The 16854-nt window shown below is 68.0% G+C and carries 19 protein-coding genes; 8 read left to right on the top strand and 11 right to left on the bottom strand.

Translation table 11 applies throughout. The features are described from left to right. Window position 1: 1 nt before the first annotated feature. Window positions 2–916: a DUF4349 domain-containing protein gene (locus tag BLR57_RS05910; RefSeq protein WP_089695073.1), complete on the bottom strand. Its 915-nt coding sequence runs from the start codon at window positions 914–916 to the stop codon at window positions 2–4. Between the two features lie 153 nt (window positions 917–1069). On the opposite strand from BLR57_RS05910, the gene BLR57_RS05905 reads away from it, so the two are divergent. From BLR57_RS05905 to BLR57_RS05895, 4 genes are all read left to right on the top strand, one after another. After that, window positions 1070–1792, top strand: coding sequence for a YqjF family protein (locus BLR57_RS05905; protein WP_089695071.1), 723 nt, complete (start codon window positions 1070–1072; stop codon window positions 1790–1792). Between the two features lie 140 nt (window positions 1793–1932). Continuing rightward, window positions 1933–2073, top strand: a complete 141-nt coding sequence (locus BLR57_RS19290; protein WP_170830568.1) for a hypothetical protein — start codon at window positions 1933–1935, stop codon at window positions 2071–2073. 225 nt (window positions 2074–2298) lie between these two features. After that, entirely contained in the window at window positions 2299–2760 is a 462-nt protein-coding gene (locus tag BLR57_RS05900; RefSeq protein WP_089695068.1) for a PH domain-containing protein, read from the top strand. Further along, window positions 2757–4496: a PH domain-containing protein gene (locus BLR57_RS05895; RefSeq protein WP_089695065.1), complete on the top strand. Its 1740-nt coding sequence runs from the start codon at window positions 2757–2759 to the stop codon at window positions 4494–4496. Before BLR57_RS05900 ends, BLR57_RS05895 begins: the two co-directional genes overlap by 4 nt. Before the next feature lies 1 nt (window position 4497). On the opposite strand, the gene BLR57_RS05890 is transcribed toward BLR57_RS05895, so the two are convergent. Beyond that, window positions 4498–4848 carry a VOC family protein gene (locus tag BLR57_RS05890; protein WP_089695063.1) on the bottom strand — a complete coding sequence of 117 codons (351 nt, stop codon included), beginning with the start codon at window positions 4846–4848 and terminating at the stop codon, window positions 4498–4500. 51 nt (window positions 4849–4899) lie between these two features. After that, complete coding sequence (locus BLR57_RS05885; RefSeq protein WP_089695061.1) at window positions 4900–5559, bottom strand: bifunctional 4-hydroxy-2-oxoglutarate aldolase/2-dehydro-3-deoxy-phosphogluconate aldolase; 660 nt, start codon at window positions 5557–5559, stop codon at window positions 4900–4902. Between the two features lie 213 nt (window positions 5560–5772). On the opposite strand from BLR57_RS05885, the gene BLR57_RS05880 reads away from it, so the two are divergent. Beyond that, entirely contained in the window at window positions 5773–6915 is a 1143-nt protein-coding gene (locus tag BLR57_RS05880) for a S1C family serine protease (protein ID WP_089695562.1), read from the top strand. Window positions 6916–6939: 24 nt separating this feature from the next. Here the strand turns inward: BLR57_RS05880 and BLR57_RS05875 are convergent, their stop codons facing one another. The 5 genes from BLR57_RS05875 to BLR57_RS05855 form a co-directional block, all read right to left on the bottom strand. Continuing rightward, the gene (locus BLR57_RS05875; RefSeq protein ID WP_089695059.1) at window positions 6940–7704 is read right to left on the bottom strand and encodes an ABC transporter permease; all 765 of its coding nucleotides are present in this window, start codon (window positions 7702–7704) and stop codon (window positions 6940–6942) included. After that, a complete protein-coding gene (locus tag BLR57_RS05870; protein ID WP_089695057.1) occupies window positions 7701–8645 on the bottom strand; it encodes an ABC transporter ATP-binding protein in 945 nt (314 codons plus the stop codon). The genes BLR57_RS05875 and BLR57_RS05870 overlap by 4 nt, the downstream gene beginning before the upstream one ends. A gap of 84 nt (window positions 8646–8729) precedes the next feature. Continuing rightward, window positions 8730–9266 (bottom strand): preprotein translocase subunit SecD family protein, encoded by a 537-nt coding sequence (locus BLR57_RS05865; RefSeq protein ID WP_089695055.1) that lies wholly within the window; start codon window positions 9264–9266, stop codon window positions 8730–8732. Window positions 9267–9314: 48 nt separating this feature from the next. Beyond that, window positions 9315–10385: a 2,3-butanediol dehydrogenase gene (locus tag BLR57_RS05860; protein WP_089695053.1), complete on the bottom strand. Its 1071-nt coding sequence runs from the start codon at window positions 10383–10385 to the stop codon at window positions 9315–9317. A 113-nt stretch (window positions 10386–10498) separates the two neighbouring features. After that, window positions 10499–11509: a Gfo/Idh/MocA family protein gene (locus tag BLR57_RS05855; protein ID WP_089695051.1), complete on the bottom strand. Its 1011-nt coding sequence runs from the start codon at window positions 11507–11509 to the stop codon at window positions 10499–10501. Window positions 11510–11618: 109 nt separating this feature from the next. Between BLR57_RS05855 and BLR57_RS05850 the strand changes: the two genes are divergently transcribed. Genes BLR57_RS05850 through BLR57_RS05840 form a run of 3 tightly spaced genes read left to right on the top strand, consistent with a single transcriptional unit; the run spans window position 11619 to window position 14384 of the window. Then, entirely contained in the window at window positions 11619–12617 is a 999-nt protein-coding gene (locus BLR57_RS05850) for an aldo/keto reductase (RefSeq protein WP_089695048.1), read from the top strand. A gap of 56 nt (window positions 12618–12673) precedes the next feature. Then, window positions 12674–13705: an aldo/keto reductase gene (locus BLR57_RS05845; protein ID WP_089695046.1), complete on the top strand. Its 1032-nt coding sequence runs from the start codon at window positions 12674–12676 to the stop codon at window positions 13703–13705. Window positions 13706–13760: 55 nt separating this feature from the next. Then, the gene (locus tag BLR57_RS05840; RefSeq protein WP_089695044.1) at window positions 13761–14384 is read left to right on the top strand and encodes a class I SAM-dependent methyltransferase; all 624 of its coding nucleotides are present in this window, start codon (window positions 13761–13763) and stop codon (window positions 14382–14384) included. Here BLR57_RS05840 and BLR57_RS05835 read toward each other — a convergent pair. Genes BLR57_RS05835 through cyoE form a run of 3 tightly spaced genes read right to left on the bottom strand, consistent with a single transcriptional unit; the run spans window position 14381 to window position 16753 of the window. Further along, the gene (locus BLR57_RS05835; RefSeq protein WP_089695042.1) at window positions 14381–14611 is read right to left on the bottom strand and encodes an Rdx family protein; all 231 of its coding nucleotides are present in this window, start codon (window positions 14609–14611) and stop codon (window positions 14381–14383) included. The genes BLR57_RS05840 and BLR57_RS05835 overlap by 4 nt on opposite strands. A 60-nt stretch (window positions 14612–14671) precedes the next feature. Continuing rightward, complete coding sequence (locus tag BLR57_RS05830) at window positions 14672–15394, bottom strand: DUF7546 family protein (RefSeq protein WP_089695040.1); 723 nt, start codon at window positions 15392–15394, stop codon at window positions 14672–14674. 9 nt (window positions 15395–15403) lie between these two features. Beyond that, on the bottom strand, window positions 15404–16753 hold the full coding sequence (gene cyoE, locus BLR57_RS05825; RefSeq protein WP_170830580.1) for a heme o synthase: 1350 nt from the start codon (window positions 16751–16753) through the stop codon (window positions 15404–15406). Window positions 16754–16854 lie beyond the last annotated feature (101 nt).

The raw sequence follows: 16854 nt of genomic DNA, 5'->3' as shown, positions 1-16854 counted from the left end.
CTCAGAGCAGTCGCCGACGGCGGATGATGACCGCCGCGCCCGCGAGCGGGAGACCGAACACGAGGACGTACGGTGCGGCGTAGGCCGCGCCGACGAACGCGGCGCGTGCGACCGTCACCACGCCGTCGACGGATTCGAGAAACGCCGTCACGGCACTCGTGTCGTACCACGCCGCGCGCTCCGGCGGCTCGTACTCGGGTTCCGGCTCCGTGAGATGGACCGTCACCGTCGAGTACGCGACTCGTCCTTCCAGCGTCCGGAGTTGGGCTTCGAGCCGCTCAATTTCCTCTTGGGTGTCCGAGAGTTCGCGGCCGACCGCGAGCACGTCTTCGGTCTCGTTGGCCCGGTCGTAGAGCGTCCGGAGCCGGTCGCGCTCGGCGCGGAGGTTCGTCAGCCGCGCTTCGAGGTCGACGACGCGATCCGTCACGTCCTCGGTCCCGGTCTCGGAGTGTTGGACCTCGCCCTCGGCCTTCACGCGCTCGAAGAAGGCACTGAAGTTCTCGTTCGGCACGCGGAGCACGAGCGTCCCGGCCGTCCACGTCTGGTTGTCGTAGCCGCGGACCTCCTGGCTGGTGTCGCTGACGTAGCCACCGCGCGCCTCGACGGCCGCCGTGAGGTTCGACTCGGCGGCGTCGAAGTCGTCGACGCGGAGCCTGACCTCGCCGGTTCTGATGAGTTCGCGGCGGGCGACCGAGCCGGACTGGCTGGCCGTCGACGCGTCCTCGGCCTGGGCAGCCTCGTCGCCACCTGTGCCGCTTCCGCCGTCACCGCCCGACGCAGCCGTCGCCTGGTCGTAGCTCGCATCGCCACCGTCGGCACCGCCGCTCGCTCCGGTGTTGGACCCTGCAGAACAGCCCGCCGTGACGACGAGGAGCGTGAGGAGCAGCGTCAGAAGCAGTTTGGTTCGTCTCGGCATAGCTGCACAGACGTCACTTCACCCGTTAAGAGTTGTCAAGGGTCAAAGAGGTGTTTGAGTCATCGTCGCACGGTCACAGTCGGTCGCTTCCGGAGCTGATTCGACCGCCGCCGCTGCCGTCACACGGAAGTGTTCCGACTCCTAAGCGCGCGTATGCAGCGAGACCTGCTGACGATGACGTGGCGCGACGCGCTGTTCGCCCACTGGCCGGTCGAGCCGGAACTCGTCGCCGAGCGGCTGCCCGACGGGCTCGACGTGGCGACCGACGACGGGCAGGCGTGGCTCGGCATCGTCGGCTTCGAGATGACCGACATCCGGCCGCGGGGGTCGCCCATCGGGCTGTCGTTTCCCGAGCTGAACCTCCGGACCTACGTCGAACCCGAGGACGGCGGCCAGCGCGGCGTCTACTTCTTCAACCTCGACGCCGCCGACCGCATCGGCGTCCCCGTCGCTCGCGCGCTCTTCGCCCTCCCGTACTACCGCGCCGAGATGCGGGTCGCCCGTGAACGAGGCGACGCCGACACGGCGGGCGAGGAGTTCGGCGACGCGGTGACGCTGACCCACCGGCGTACCCACCGGAACGTCTCGCCCGCCCGGTTCGATGCGACCTACCGCCCGACGGGCGAGGTGTTCCGCCCCGAACCCGGCTCGCTGGAGGCGTTTCTCGTCGAGAACTACCGGTTCTACACGCAGGGACGGCGGCTCTACCGCGGCGACATCCGCCACGAGCCGTGGCCGTTGCAGGAGGCGACGGTCGAAATCCGGGCCAACACGCTGTTCGAGGCCAACGGCTTCGAGCGACCCGAGAGTGAGCCGCTGGTCCACTACGCGGAGCGGTCGGACGTGACAGCCGACCGGATTCGGCGGGTCGAGTGAGGGAGTGGGTCGGACCTGTCGCCGGACGGTCGGTGGTGCTCGAGGGACTCGGGAGCACTCAATAGACGTCAGAGCACTCCCGTGCAGAATATATAATATATCCGATATAATTAACAGGCAGTCGCCCGTTCGCTGACGCGATGGCAACTGACGACCCCGAACCAACGAGCCGCCGCGGACCGACAGCCTCGGTCGTGATCGAACTCGACAGCGAGACGGGTGCCATCCGCATCGAGCGGCGGACCGCGCTCGGAACCGTCACCGAACACGTCGAGCGGTGACACTCCCGGTCGCGCAGGACGACGCCGTGGCGTAGACGCGACCGGTGTGGGCCGGCTACGCCCCGCCGACACTCAATCACACTCCGCTGGGACTCGGCAACGCCCCGCCGACACCCAGTCATACCCCGCCGACAGTCGGCCCTCCACCCCCAGCCGTCCCCACGACTCCGGCGGGCGCGCCGCCACTGCGGGATACTTATACTGCCGCCGACAAAACCAGGAGACATGAACCGACTGCATCCCCGAATACGGGTGGTGTGGATACTCCGGGCGGTCATCTTCGCCGCCGTCCTCGGCGTCGGGAGTTTTCTGCTCAACCGCGTGACGCTCGGACTGCCAGTCTACGTCCCCGTCGGGCTGTTCGTCGTCGTCCTCGTCGTCGGGGTGGCCCTCGCACTGCTGCGCTACCGGCTCTGGGGCTACGAGGTGCGTGACGACTCGCTCTATCTCGAACGCGGCGTCTTCACTCGCGTGCGGACGGTCGTCCCGTTCGTCCGCATCCAGCACGTCGACTCCGCCCGCGGCCCCATCGAACGGATGCTCGGGCTGGCGAGCACGGTGGTCTACACCGCCGGGTCGCGCGGCGCGGACGTCCAGATTCCCGGTCTCACGCCCGACGGCTCCGACGACCTCCAAGAGCGGCTGAAGGGGCTGGCCATCCGGGCCGAGGGTGACGACGCGGTATGAAGCTCTCGCCGCTCTCGATTCCCTACAAGGCCGTCCAGAAGGGCGCGAGTATCGTCTTCACGCTCGCGTTCATCCTCTTCTCGGGCGCGTCGTCGTTTCTCGGCGGTATCGGTGGCCCGCTCGTCGCCGTCGGTCTCCTCGGTCTCATCGTCGTGGCACTCGTCGGTTACGAGGTGCTGTACTACCAGCGGTACGACTACGAACTGACGGCCGACAGCTTCGACATCCAGTCGGGCGTCGTCTCGCGTCGCAACCGCGAGATTCCGCTCCGGCGCGTCCAGAACGTCGACATCAGCCGGAACGTGGTCCAGCGCGTGCTGGGTATCGCGGCACTCGACTTCGAGACCGCCGGTGGCAGCCAGACCGAGGCCGCCATCCGCTACGTCACCTTCGAGGAGGCAAAGCGGCTCCAAGGCGAGATCTCTCGGCTGAAGCGCGGTGCGGCCGAGGACGCGCCGGAGGCAGAGACGACGGAACTGTTCGCGCTCTCGGACCGCGAACTCGCCGTCGTCGGCGCGCTCTCGTTCGACCTCCGCGGGCCGGGGATTCTCGCGTTCCTCCTCTCGGGGTCGATTCCGGTCGCCTCGTCGTTCTTCTCGTTCGGCGACGAGGCACTCGTCCTCGCGGTCGGGGCGATACTCGTCCTCGCGGCCATCCTCGTCGTCTCGTGGGTCGCGGGCATCGCCATCGCCGTCGTCAACTACTACGGCTTCCGGCTGTCGCGGACGGAGGACGAACTCCAGTACGAACGCGGCCTGCTCCAGCGGTACGACGGCTCCATCCCGTTCGACAAGATTCAGACGCTCACCATCGAGGACAACCCGCTCAAGCGGTACTTCGGCTACGCGACACTGGCCATCGAGACTGCGGGCTACGCGCCCGGTCAGGGTGCCCAACGCGGCTCGGAGGCCGCCGTGCCGCTTGCCGAGCGCGACCGGGTGCTCACGCTCGCGAACGATATCGAACAGTTCGGCACTCCGTCGTTCAGCCGCCCGCCGAAGCGTATCCGCCGACGCTACGCCGCACGCTACCTCATCGTCCTCGGCGTCGTGACGGGGGTGCTGTTCGCCGTCGACAGCCTCGCCGCACTCACGGTGCCGTGGTACGCGACGCTCGCCGTCCTCCCCGTCATCCCGGTCGCGGCCCACTACAAGTGGAAACACCGCGGCTACTGGCTCGGCGACGAGCACGTGGTGACGAGAAACGGCTTCTGGAAACGCCAGACGAAGGTCGTCCCCTACTACCGCATCCAGACGGTCATCGACTCGCAGACCCTGTTCCAGCGTCGGTGGCGCGTCGCCACCGTCACGGTCGACACCGCAGGGTCGCTGTCGCTCGTCGCACAGGACGCCGCCGCCGTCGACATCGAGGCCGACGAAGCCGAGTCGATGCGCGCCGAGTTGGAAGAGCGGCTGGTGACCTCGGTCGCCGACCGCCGGTCGGCGCGGCGGCTGGCGCGACAGCCGGTCGTCGGGCCGGTCGAAGCCGAAGACGAAGCCGTCGGCGACGACGCAGCTGCGGGAGAGACCACGGATGCTGCTGCCGACACGTCGGACACCGCGGACGACACTCCTGACGACACCGCGAGCGACGACGACACTCCTGGCGACACTGCGAGCGATGACGACACTCTTGACGACACCGCGAGTGACGACGACACTCCTGACGACACCACGAACGACGGCCGCCGCGACCCGACGGACGTCGCCGACGACTCCGGCGCGAGCGGCGCGTAACTCAGACCTCGTCGACCGCGTGCTCGAAACTCTGAAACTCGACCGTCCGGCCGTCGGGGTCGCTGGCGAAGAACTGGTAGATGTCGTATTTCTCGTTCAGATGAGGCTCCTCGCGAGCGGCGTCGCCGACGCGTTCGTGCATCGCGTTGACGCCCGCACGGGAGTCGGCGACGAACGTCACCGTCCCGCAGTCGTCGGTCTCGTCGCGGGCGCAGAAGCCGACGAGGAGATTGTCGTACTTCAAAATCGTGCAGTCGGGCTGTTCGAGCCAGACGCTCGCGCCGACGACCTCGGTGTAGAACTCGACGACTGCGTCGTGGTGCTCCGTCGCGAAGAAGACGATTCCGGACATATCCCGGCAGTCGCGTGCCGGGGGCTTAACTCTCTACTCGCCCCCGCGCTGTTACTCGTCGCGGGCCTCGTCGATGACTTCGGAGAACTTCCGGGCCTGCTCGGTGATTGCCTCGAAGTCGCCCGCTGCGACGGCGTCGTCGTCGACGAGCGCGCTGCCCGCGCCGACGACGAGCGCGCCGGCGTCGATGAACTCTGCCGCGTTGTCGAGACTCACGCCGCCGGTCGGCATGATGGGAATCTGGCCGAGCGGGCCTTTGATGCTGCTCAGATGGCCCGGTCCGAGCGAGGAGGCGGGGAAGACCTTCACGAAGTCCGCACCGGCCTCGTAGCCGCGGAGCGCTTCGGTCGGCGTCATGACGCCCGGTGCGACGAGCTTTCCGTAGCGGTTGGCGACGTCGATGACGTCCTCTTCGAGCGTCGGCGAGACGACGAACTCCGCGCCCGAGAGCAGTGCCGAGCGGGCCGTCTCGGCGTCGAGGACGGTTCCCGCGCCGACGATGGTCTCCGATTCGGAGAACGACGCCGAGACCTCCGAGAGCATATCCATCACGCCGGGTGTGTCGGCGGTGAGTTCGAGTGCGGTGACGCCGCCCTGCTGGAGCGCGTCGGCGACTTCGATGACCGTGTCGGCGTCCGCGCCGCGCATGACGGCGACGACGCCGCTGTCTACGAGTCGCTGCATATCCGCGTGTTTGTCGAGGGTAGGCATTCGGATGGCCCTCGTCGCGGAGCGGTAATAAAAACCCGCGACGCCGCCCGAACTCGCCGTCGCAGTGTCGTGACCGCGCCAGGGGCGAACACACGGAAACGGGAGAACTGAGCCGTGTGAGCGTCACCCACGCCACAGCGCGACGTGGTCATATACGCCCGAGACTTACCCGAGGTAAGTGTGCCCGACACGGCGGGTGTCGGCCACCCACCTATGACACGATATATCGATCTCGAACGGCTGTACCGCGACGTGAGTCCCTCCGTCGTCTCGGTCTACGTGGGCCGCGACGGCCCGGCGATGGGTGCCGGTTCCGGCTTCGTCATCGGGGACAACCACGTCCTCACGAACCAGCACGTCGTCGGGGGCGTCGACGACGTGGAACCGCGCTTCAGCGACGGCTCGTGGCGGACGGGCCGCGTCGTCGGCACTGACGCCTACACCGACTTGGCGGTGATCCACGTCGACGACCTCCCGGCGACCGCAACACCCCTGACGGTCGCCGCCGACAACCCCCGACCGGGCCGACAGGTCGCCGCGCTCGGCAACCCGCTCGGACTCGACGGCTCGATCACGACGGGCATCGTCTCCGGGGCGAACCGGTCGATGGCGACCGCCAACGGCTTCGCCATCCCCGACGTCGTCCAGACCGACGCCGCCATCAACCCCGGTAACAGCGGCGGGCCGCTGGTCGGCGTCGTCGCGGGAACTGACACACTGGACGCCGACGGAGCAGTCGAGTACGAAGTCGTCGGCGTCAACCGCGCCCGTCAGGGCGACGGAATTGGCTTCGCCGTCTCCCCGACCATCGTCAACCGGGTCGTTCCCGCGCTTATCGAGGAGGGGGAGTACCGCCACTCCTACCTCCGGACGCGGACGCTGGACGTCACGCCCACGGTCGCCGAGGCGAACGGTCTCGACCGACCGCGCGGCGTCCTCGTCGTCGACGTGGGCGACGACGGAAACGAACTCCGAGGGTCACACACCAGTCGGACCGTCCGCGGCCGCGAGATCCCCGTCGGCGGCGACGTCATCTTGGGAATCGAGGGCCACGAAGTCCACACCCACGAGGAGCTGATGCGGTTTCTCATCACCGAGACGCGCCCCGGCGAACCCGTCGATATCGACGTGATTCGGGAGGGCGAGCCGACGACGCTGAGCGTCGTGCTCGGCGAGCGGCCGCAACCGTCGCAGGAAGACGAGCGACGTCGCGGACGTGGTCGGCGTAATCGGCGCGGTCGGCGTGACCGTGGTCGCGTGCCGCGTGGCGACGAGAGTCCGCGTCGTGACGACGGCCGAGACAGTGACGACGGAGGGGACGACCGCGACGGCGGCAGTCGCATCCCCATCGACTGAGGTGCCTCAGTCCGTCCGCGGAAGTCAGTCCGTCCGTGGAACCGTCACCGCGCCGGCGACGAAGAAGCCGAGCGCGAGGACACAAAGGATGCCGAGGTTCGTGAGGACGAGCGAGGGTGCCGCGTCGCTGTAGGTTAGTCCGCGCACCCCACGCGAGAAGTACGTCAGCGGCGAGAGTTCCATCGCCGGGCGGAACCACGTCGGAAGCAGGTCCGGCGTGACGAAGGTCTCCGAGAGGAACAGTAGGGGCAGCGCGATGGCGTTGCTGGCGGCGATGACGCCGTCCTGGGAGTCCGAGAAGTTGCCGAGCAGCGCGCCGAGTCCACAGAAGAGCGCGACGCCGACGGCGACGAAGGGAATCAAGAGTAGCGTCGACGCCGACAGCGGAATCGACACGCCCGTCACGAGCACCGTCAGCCCGAGGAGCAGCAAGCCCGCAAGCCCGATGACGACGACGTTGACGAGCGTCTGGGCGAGCAGCCACTCCCACCGCTTGAGGGGTGTGGTCGCCAGCTTCTCGAACTGGCTGCCGTCGCGGTGGCGGGCGATCTCGCTGCCGACGCGCGAGAGCGGGGTGAACAGCACGACGACGGCCAGATAGCCGGGGATGTAGTACGCCGGTGGCTCGGCGAAGATGCCGCCGCCGGTGGGTTGGGTCTGGACCAGCCCGGCGAAGATGGAGACGATGATGACCGGGAAGAAGAACGTGAAGAACACCGCCGTCCGGCGACGGAGGAAGGAGTACCAGCCGGCGCGCGTCGTCGACGCGACGCGCTGGAGACGGCTCATTGGGCACCTCCTGTGTCGGGTGCGACGGCTTGCGGGCTCGCCGTCGGCCGCACGCCCTCGAACGCCTCACCCGTGAGTCGGAGATAGACCTCTTCGAGACCGGGCTGTTTCCACGTCAGCGAGTCGTAGGCGACGCCCGCCGCTTCGAGGGCGTCGACGGCGCGGCCGATGTCCCGCGGGTCGACGTCGTGGAAGGTCAGCGTCTCTTGGTCGGCCTCGACGACGAAGCCAGCGTCGGCGACGGCGTCGGTTCCGGCCGACGTGCGGACGACGAGCCGCGTCTCGCCGCCGTGTTCGGCGACGAGTTCGCCCGGCGAGCCGACGGCGACGAGTTCGCCCGCGTTCAGGAGGCCGACCCGGTCGGCCAGCCGTTCGACTTCGTCCATCGAGTGGCTGGTGAGAAAGACGGTCGTGCCCGACTCGGCGAGGTTCTCGATGAGGCCCCAGAGCGCGCGGCGACCGGCCGGGTCGATGCCGGTCGTCGGCTCGTCGAGAAAGAGCACGTCGGGGTCGTTGACGAGTGCCGTCGCGACGCAGACTCGGCGTTGTTGGCCGCCCGAGAGGTTCTCGTACCAGGTGTCGCCCGTCCCGCCGAGCCCGACGTCCGCGAGCACGCTGTCGGGGTCGCGCGCTTCCTCGTACAGGCCAGCATAATAGGCGACGAGTTCTCTCGCCGTGAGTCGCTCCGGTGGCGTGAACGACTGCGGGAGGAAGCCGACGCGCTGGCTGTCGACCGACGTCGGACTCTCGCCGAGGACTCGCACCTCGCCTTCGGTGTCGGTCGTCCCCGTCAGTGCTCGGACGAGCGTCGTCTTGCCCGCGCCGTTCGGGCCGATGAGGCCGAACACCTCGCCCTCGCCGACCGAGAGCGAGACTCCGTCGAGCGCAACTGTATCGCCGTACGTCCGGCGGACGTCGTCGGCGACGAGTACCGCGTCCATATCTCCGTGTCGTGGTGATTCGGAGGTAAGGCTTCCCTTTCGACGGGCACGGCCGGGAGAGACCGCGCGGGCGACAGCTTCGTCCTACGCGTCGCTGCTCGCGACGAGCGCGGCTCTGACTCGCTCTGCCTGCTCGCGGTTCTCGAACGAGAGCAGAAGCTGGCCGTCCCACTCGCCGTCCGTGATGGCTTCAACCAGCGAGGCCGAGATACCGAACCGACCCGTCTCGTCGCCATCGTAGGTCTGGACGATTTCGAAGGCATCGCGGTTCTCGGCGACACCAGCCTCTCGGAACGTCTCGGTGACGTCCGCGAGTGCTGCCTCGGTCAACAGGACCGGCAGGCCGACCATCCCGGAGTCGGTCGTCCGGACGTCCCCAACCCGCTCGAGGTCTGTCCCGTCGAAGAGGAGCCACTCCCGCTCGGGACCGTGGAGTCGGGCTTCGAAGGCCGCACCGTCGGAACCGGTCGACGTGCCGCCGGTCGCCGGTGCGTCGGTTGCGGATACGTCGCTGGTCTGTTCGCTGCCGCTGCTGGTCGGAAGCGCGCCGGTACAGCCGGCACTCAGTGCGAGCACCGACGAGCCGACGGCTCCGAGGACCGCACGTCTGGAGGGCTGCATAGCCCGTGGTTGTCAGACCGACAACAAAAGAATGGTGGTCGACGTCACTCAGGGCTTGACCAGAATCTTCACCTGGTCGCTCTCGGCGTCGAGCAGCGACTCGAAGCCGTCGTCGACGATGTCCTCCAGGCCGATGCGGTCGGTGATGAGCGCTTCGGGATCGAGGTCGCCGTCGGCGAGCATCTTGATGACCATCCCGTACTCCTCGCCCGAGCGGGGCCCGCCGAGGTAGGCGAGCGTGCCGGTGATGGTCCGTTCGCCGAGGACGATGTTGTTCGGGTGCGAAGCGACTTCGCCCTCCCAGATGCTGACGATTGCCGTCGTCCCGCTGGGGCGCGTGCTCTGGAGCGCGGCCTTGTAGGTCGCCTCGATACCGGCGACCTCGAAGGCGACGTCGACGCCGCCGCCCGTCGCATCGGAGATGTACTCGACCGCGTCCGTCTCGGTCGGGTCGATGGTCTCGTCGGCACCGCAGTCGACCGCGCGGTTCCGCCGCGCCTCGCGAGGTTCCGAGACGTAGATGGTACCCGCCCCAGCCGCCCGGAGACACTGGATGACCGAGAGGCCGATGGGACCGCTGCCGAAGACGGCGACGGTGTCGCCCGCCTGGACCCCCGAGCGACGGACCGCGTGGAGGCCGACGCTCAGCGGTTCGACGAGCGCGCCGTGCTCCAGCGGGACGCCGTCGAGGAGCGGGACGGCTTGTTCGGCCTTCACGACGACGTTCTCCGCGAAGCCGCCGTCGCCGCCCGAAAGCCCCAAAAAGCCGATGGAGTCACAGATGTGGTAGTTGCCTTCGTTGCACTGTCGGCAGTCGCCACAGTAGAGGATGGGGTTGATGGCGACGTTGTCGCCGACCGCGAGGTCCCCCACGTCGTCGCCGACCTCGCTCACCGTGCCGCTGAACTCGTGGCCCATCCGAATCGGAGCGACGTCGCCCGATACCGGGTGGGGTTCGCCCTCGGGCACGAAGATGGGGCCGGCGGCGTACTCGTGGAGGTCCGAGCCGCAGATGCCACAGGAGTCGACGTCGACGCGGACGCTGTCGGCTTCGAGCGGGGACTGTTCGAGGTCTTCGACGCGGAGGTCTCGTCGGCCGTGGTACCGGAGTGCTTGCATTGCACCTCTAATTCGCACCGATAATAGTTAACGACTAGCGCGGGATGCTGGCGAAACGACATGCCAGTCGAGAACGGCGGTCACGTCGCTGTGGGCGACGACGAGAGACGCGCTTACGACCGGTCGAGTAAGGCCTGCACGTCGACGGTCTGGCCGGTCTCAGCCGCGTCGTAGGCGGCCTCCGTGAGGGCGGTCACCTTCAGCGCGTCTTCGGCGGGGATGTCGAGGTCGACGTCGCCGCGGATGGCGTCGACGAAGTTCTCCAGCTTCCGGCGCGTCACGGCGTCGAAACCGGGGTCGTTCGGCGTCGCGGTGTAGGTCGTGCCGCCCTCGGTGACTTCGATGGTCTCGCCGTCGAAGCTGATGGTTCCCTCGGTGCCGAGCAGGGTGAGCATCTCGCCGGGCGCGGGCGTACTCTGCCCCGCTCCGGAGACGCCGATGCTGGCCGTGATGCGGTCGCCGTCCTCGCGTTCGAGCGTCGCCGCGAGCGCGCTGTTGACGTCGACGTCGTGGCCGCGGTTGTCGACAGTCGCCGCGACGGAGACGGGCGTGCTCCGGGTCGACCACAGCAGCGCGTCGAGCAGATGCGAGCCGGAGTCGTAGAGCTGGCCGCCGCCGGAGAGCGCGGGGTTGCCGCGCCACTGGTCTTTCGTCCAGCGAATCCACACCTGTTCGAGATGGCAGGCGGCCATGTGGACGTCGCCGATGCGGCCCGCGTCGACGAGCCGCTGAATCTCGCGGAAGCGCGGGTCGAAATGTCGCTGGTAGCCGACCGCGAGCACGAGGTTGCGCGCCTCGGCGCGGTCGATGAGGTCGTGGGCGTGGTCGATGTCCGTCACCATCGGCTTCTCCAGATGGACGTGGACGTCGCGTTCGAGACAGGCTTTGGCCTGCTCGTAGTGGAGCGTGTGGGGGGTGACGATACACGCCGCGTCGACGTCCTCCTCGGCGAGCAGTTCCTCGTAGTCCTCGTACGTGGGGACGCTGAGTTCGTGGGCGAACGCCGCGCGGGCGTCGTGAGAGGGGTCGGCACCGGCGACGACCTCGACGCCGTCGATATCCGAGAGGAGACTGAGTTCGAGCCGACCGAGGTCGCCGACGCCGATTCCTGCGACTCTGAGCATACCGGAGTCGGCGCGGGGCGGAGAGAAAAGTCTGTGGGACGGGGCGACGACAGTCGCTCGCCCCCGACGCATCACCGGTGTTTTTGTACCGAGCGTTGGACAATCGATTATGAACTATCGACAGCTCGGTTCGACCGGGACCAAGGTTTCGGAACTCTGCTTCGGCACGTGGCGCTTCGGGATGCGCTCGGGCGACGTCGTGGAGACGGGGCGCGACGAAGCACACGAACTGCTCGACGCCTTCGAGGCGGGCGGTGGCAACTTCATCGACACGGCGAACGTCTACGGCAACCCCAACGGCACCAGTGAGGAGTACATCGGCGACTGGCTGGCCGAGCGCGACCGTGAGGACTTCGTGCTCGCGTCGAAGGTCTACTTCCCCTTCGACGGCTGGGGCGAACCCGGCCCGAACGACTCCGGTCTCTCGCGGAAGCACATCCGCGCACAGATCGAAGGCACCCTCGACCGTCTCGGCACCGACTATCTCGACGTCTACTACATCCACCGCTGGGACGACGAGACACCCATCGAGGAGACGCTCTCGACCCTGACGGAACTCGTCGACGAGGGCAAGGTCAACTATCTCGGCGCGTCGACGATGGCCGCCTGGCAGCTGACGAAGGCACTCTGGACCTCGGACGTGGAGGGCCTCCAGCGGTTCGACGTCACCCAGCCGATGTACCACGCCGCGTACGAGGAGGTCGACGACTACCTCGACGTCTGTGCGGACCAGGACCTCGCGGTCTGTCCGTACTCGCCGCTCGCTGGCGGCTTCCTCACCGGCAAGTACGAGCGTGGCGAGGACGGCAGCGCCGTCGGTCCCGACGGCTCGCGGGCGACGCTCGTCGACTACTTCCAGGACGCCTACGTCTCCGAGACGAGCTGGCGCGTCCTCGACGCCATCGAGGCCGTCGCCGACGACCTCGGCGCGACGCCTGCACAGGTCGCACTCCGCTTCCTCATCGAGCAGCGTGACTTCACCTGCATCCCCATCGTCGGCGCGCGGACGGTCGACCAGATGGAGGACAACCTCGGGGCGACGGAGATCTCGCTCTCCACGGACCAGTACGACCGCATCGCCGACGCGCGGGCGGCCGACGACGAGTAATCTCGACTCCTTACCGCGACTCACACCTTTTTGCGGCTCGCTGGCGACGTTCATCCATGGACTACCGACGACTCGGGTCGACCGGCACGAAGGTCTCGGAACTCTGCTTCGGCACGTGGCGCTTCGGCCGGGAGGCCAGCGGCGTGCTCGAGACCGACAAGGAACAGGCCCACGACCTGCTGGACACCTTCGCGGACCACGGTGGCAACTTCATCGACACGGCGAACGTCTACGGCAACCCCAACGGCACCAGTGAGGAGTACATCGGCGACTGGCTGGCCGAGCGCGACCGCGAGGACTTCGTGCTCGCGTCGAAGGTCTACTTCCCCTTCGACGGATGGGGTGAGCCGGGTCCGAACGACTCGGGGCTGGGCCGGAAACACATCCGCGCGCAGGTCGAGGGGACGCTCGACCGCCTCGGCACGGACTACCTCGACGTCTACTACATCCACCGGTGGGACGACGAGACGCCCATCGAGGAGACGCTCTCGACCCTGACCGGTCTCGTCGAGGAAGGGAAGGTCCAGTATCTCGGCGCGTCGACGATGGCAGCTTGGCAACTCACCAAGGCACTGTGGAAGTCGGACGCCGAGGGCTACCAGCGGTTCGACGTGACCCAGCCGCTCTTCCACGCGGCCTACCGCGACGACGTGGGCGACTATCTCGACGTCTGTGCGGACCAGGACATCGCGGTCTGCCCGTACTCGCCGCTCGCGGGTGGCTTCCTCACCGGCAAGTACGAACGCGCCGACCCGGACGACCCGACGAAGGTGAAGGCACCCGACGGCTCTCGCGGCAGCTTCGACGAGCGCTTCTCGAACTTCTATCTCTCCGCGCGTGGCTGGGAAGTGCTGGACGCCATCCGAGCCGTCGCCGACGAGGTCGACGCCACGCCCGCACAGGTCGCGCTCCGCTGGCTGATGGACCAGGGTGACTTCACCTGCATCCCCATCGTCGGCGCGCGGACGACCGACCAGCTGGAGGAGAACGTCGGCGCGGCCGAGGTCGACCTCTCCGGGAGCCAGTTCGAGCGTATCGCTGACGCCCGCTACGACGAGGAGGGCAACCGCTGGGGCCACCGGAACTGAGTCGAGTTCACACGCCACCCCAAGACACTTCTTTCGCTCGCCTGAGCATCCGACAATGACCGACCGGAGCGTGATTCGAGCGGGCTACGACGAACTCGCAGAGGACTATCAGCGAGCGCGAGGAGACAGAGACCACGACGAGGAACGCTTGGCTGACCTCGCCGGGCGACTCCCGTCAAGTCCCCACGTCCTCGACGCTGGCTGTGGCGACGGCCGGCCCGTCTCGACGTGGTTCGACGACAGCGAGGTCGCGAGTCTCGACTTCTCGCGAACGCAACTCGAACTGGCTCGCGAGCAACTCTCCTCCGGCTGGCTCACACAGGGCGACATGACCGCACTCCCCTTCGAGACCGACAGCTTCGACGCGGTCTGTGCGTTCAACTCGTTCATCCACATTCCGGACAGCGAACACGGAGCGACGCTCCGAGAGTTCCGACGCGTCCTCCGACCCGGCGGCTGGCTGCTGTTCACGACCGGCTGTAGCGAGTGGGAGGGCCGCAACCCCGACTGGCTGGAGACGGGCGTCGCGATGGAGTGGAGCATCCTCGGTGTCGAGCAGACCCACGAGTTGCTGGAAGAGCGCGGATTCGAGGTCGAAGAGACGTGGGTCTATCCCGACAAACTCGACGACGGAAACGACGATTCGAAGTTCCCGCTCGTGTTGGCGCAGGTGGCTTAGAGTTTCGCCCGCACCCGCCGCGTGATCTCGTCGACATCGTAGTCGTCTTCCGATTTGTCCCAGACGGATTCGCCGTCGACGTCGACGCGGAGCACGCCGTGGTCGCCCGTGACGAGTGCCACGGAATCGAGTTCCTCGCCGAACTGGCTCAAGAGCGCGTGCTGGATGTCTTCGGCGCGGTTCAGAAAGCCACAGGGGACGCAGTATTCGATGTCGACGGTCGTCATGGAGAAACCTTGGCGACGACGACACAAAAGCCCGTTTCTCACCCTCGTCGTAGCTGCCACTCAGCCGTCGCCGACGAGCGGCCGCCACATGAGCAAGCCGACCACGCCGAGGAAGGCGACCGTCGAGATGTCGTAGGGCCAGGTCGTCGCGGCGACGGCGACGGCCGAGCCGCTCCCGAAGACGCTGGCGGCGAGCGACCCGAGAATCGGCCACGTACAGCTGATACACGAGAGCAGGCCGAGCGCGCCCGAGATGCTTGCCGTCACGGCGTCGATGACGGTCGCGTAGACGAGATACGCCAGGGCGAGGTAGCCGACCACCTTGTATGGCATGAGGATGAGCATGACCCACGCGCCCTGGTAGACGAACGCCGGCCCCCAGCCCGGCGGGAGCATCCGGAGTTCGTAGCTCGCGGCGGCCGTCGTCGCGCCGTGGCTGTGGGTGTGGCCGTCGGTCAGGAGCGCGGCGATGGGGCTGGTGTGACTCGGGCCGAGGATGCCGCCCGCGACGGCGAGTACCAGGAAGTAGCCCGCGGCGACGAGGAGTGCAATACGTCGCGTCCGGGGGTCAGAGGGCGTCGGGTTCGTCTTCCAGACGGCGAAGACCCCGACGTTGATCCAGAGGAAGCCGTAGAGGATGAACCGCCACGACTGCACCCGGACGGGCATGAACAGGAGATAGAGGAGGACGGCCAGCAGTTCGGCGTTCAGGATAGCCGCCCAGACCAGGAGCTCCTGCTTCGAGGGTCGCCAGTTCGGCAGGGTCGAGGTTGCGAAGGACATCTGTGCGCCTCAGATTGCGAGCGTGTCGACGACGATGGCGAGCAGCGTGACGCCGAGATAGGCGTTCGAGGCGTGGAACGCGCGGAACGCCGCGGACTCGGTCTGCTCGTAGTGGAGGCGGACGACCGCCCAGAGGAACACCGCGCCGACGAGGACGCCCGAGACGACGTAGACCCAGCCGAGGGCCTCGGAGGCGGCGAGCGCGCCGGCGGCGAGGAGCGTCGCGCCGAGATACCAGAGGATGTGGCGGCGCGTGGTCGTCTCGCCGCGGACGACGGGCATCATCGGGAAGCCGCCGCGCTCGTAGTCGTCCTTGTACGCCAGCGCGAGGTTGTAGAAGTGCGCGGGCGTCCAGAGGAAGATGAGCGTCGCGAGCGCGATGCCGCCAAGCCCGATGGAGCCGGTGACGGCGACCCAGCCGATGATGGCGGGCAGCGCGCCGGCCGCCCCGCCGATGACGGTGTTCTGGACCGTGTTCGGCTTGAGGATGAGCGTGTAGACGACGCTGTAGAACAGGATGGCCGCGAGGCCGAGGGCGGCGGCGAGGAGATTGACCGAGGCGAACAGCGCGAGCGAGAGGGCCGCGAGGACGACGCCGAAGGCGATGGCGTTGCGGACGGGCACGAGGTCCGTCGCGAGCGGCCGGTCGCTGGTGCGGTTCATCCGCCGGTCGATGTCGCGTTCGAGGACGTGGTTGAACGTCCCCGACGCGCCGATAGAGAGCGCGCCGCCCCCGAGGGTGGCGAGGACGGTCACGATGTCGAGGCCCTGACTGCCCGCTGCGAGCGCCATCCCCGCCGAGGCGACGAGACAGAGCAGCCACATCAGCCGTGGCTTCATCAGCCGGAAGTAGGCGTTCGCGGTCGCTTTGGCGCGGGCGACGGGCTCCGAGGGAATCTCGGGCGAGCGGTCGTCCGCGGGCGGGAGGTCGGGTTCGGGCGCGGATTCGGGGACGTCGTCGGGGTCGCCGGTCTGGACTTCGAGCGTCCACGCGAGCGCGGCGACTAGACCGCCGAAGATGACCATCGCGACGGCGAGATGGAGCACCGAGAGCGCGAGGGTCACGCCGGAGGTCGCGACGAGCGCGCCAACTGCCGCCTGAACCGGGTAGAGGAGGACGGAGACGGCGAGTGCGGCGCGGACGCGCCGGGACTCGCGACGACGCCAGCCGACGACGGCGGTGGCGACGACGAGCAGACCGACGGCCAGCGCGACGAGGCGGTGGCCGACGGCGACGTAGCCGTCGACGGTCGTCGGGAGGGTCCAGCCGTCGCCGCAGACGGGCCAGGCGGTACACGCGGCGGTGGCGTCCGTGATGGCCGTCGTCGCGCCGACGGCCAAGAGGAGATAGACGCCCATCGCCGTCGCGGCGAGCAGGCCGACGAACCGGTCGGGTGTCTGTGTGTCTGCCACGCTAAATCACTTGCGTGGGGGTTAGGAATCGCGGTATTTAGGCGACG

Origin of the sequence: Halogranum gelatinilyticum (assembly GCF_900103715.1) — an archaeon.
GTDB lineage: Archaea > Halobacteriota > Halobacteria > Halobacteriales > Haloferacaceae > Halogranum > Halogranum gelatinilyticum.
This window is presented reverse-complemented; position numbering and strand designations above follow the sequence as displayed.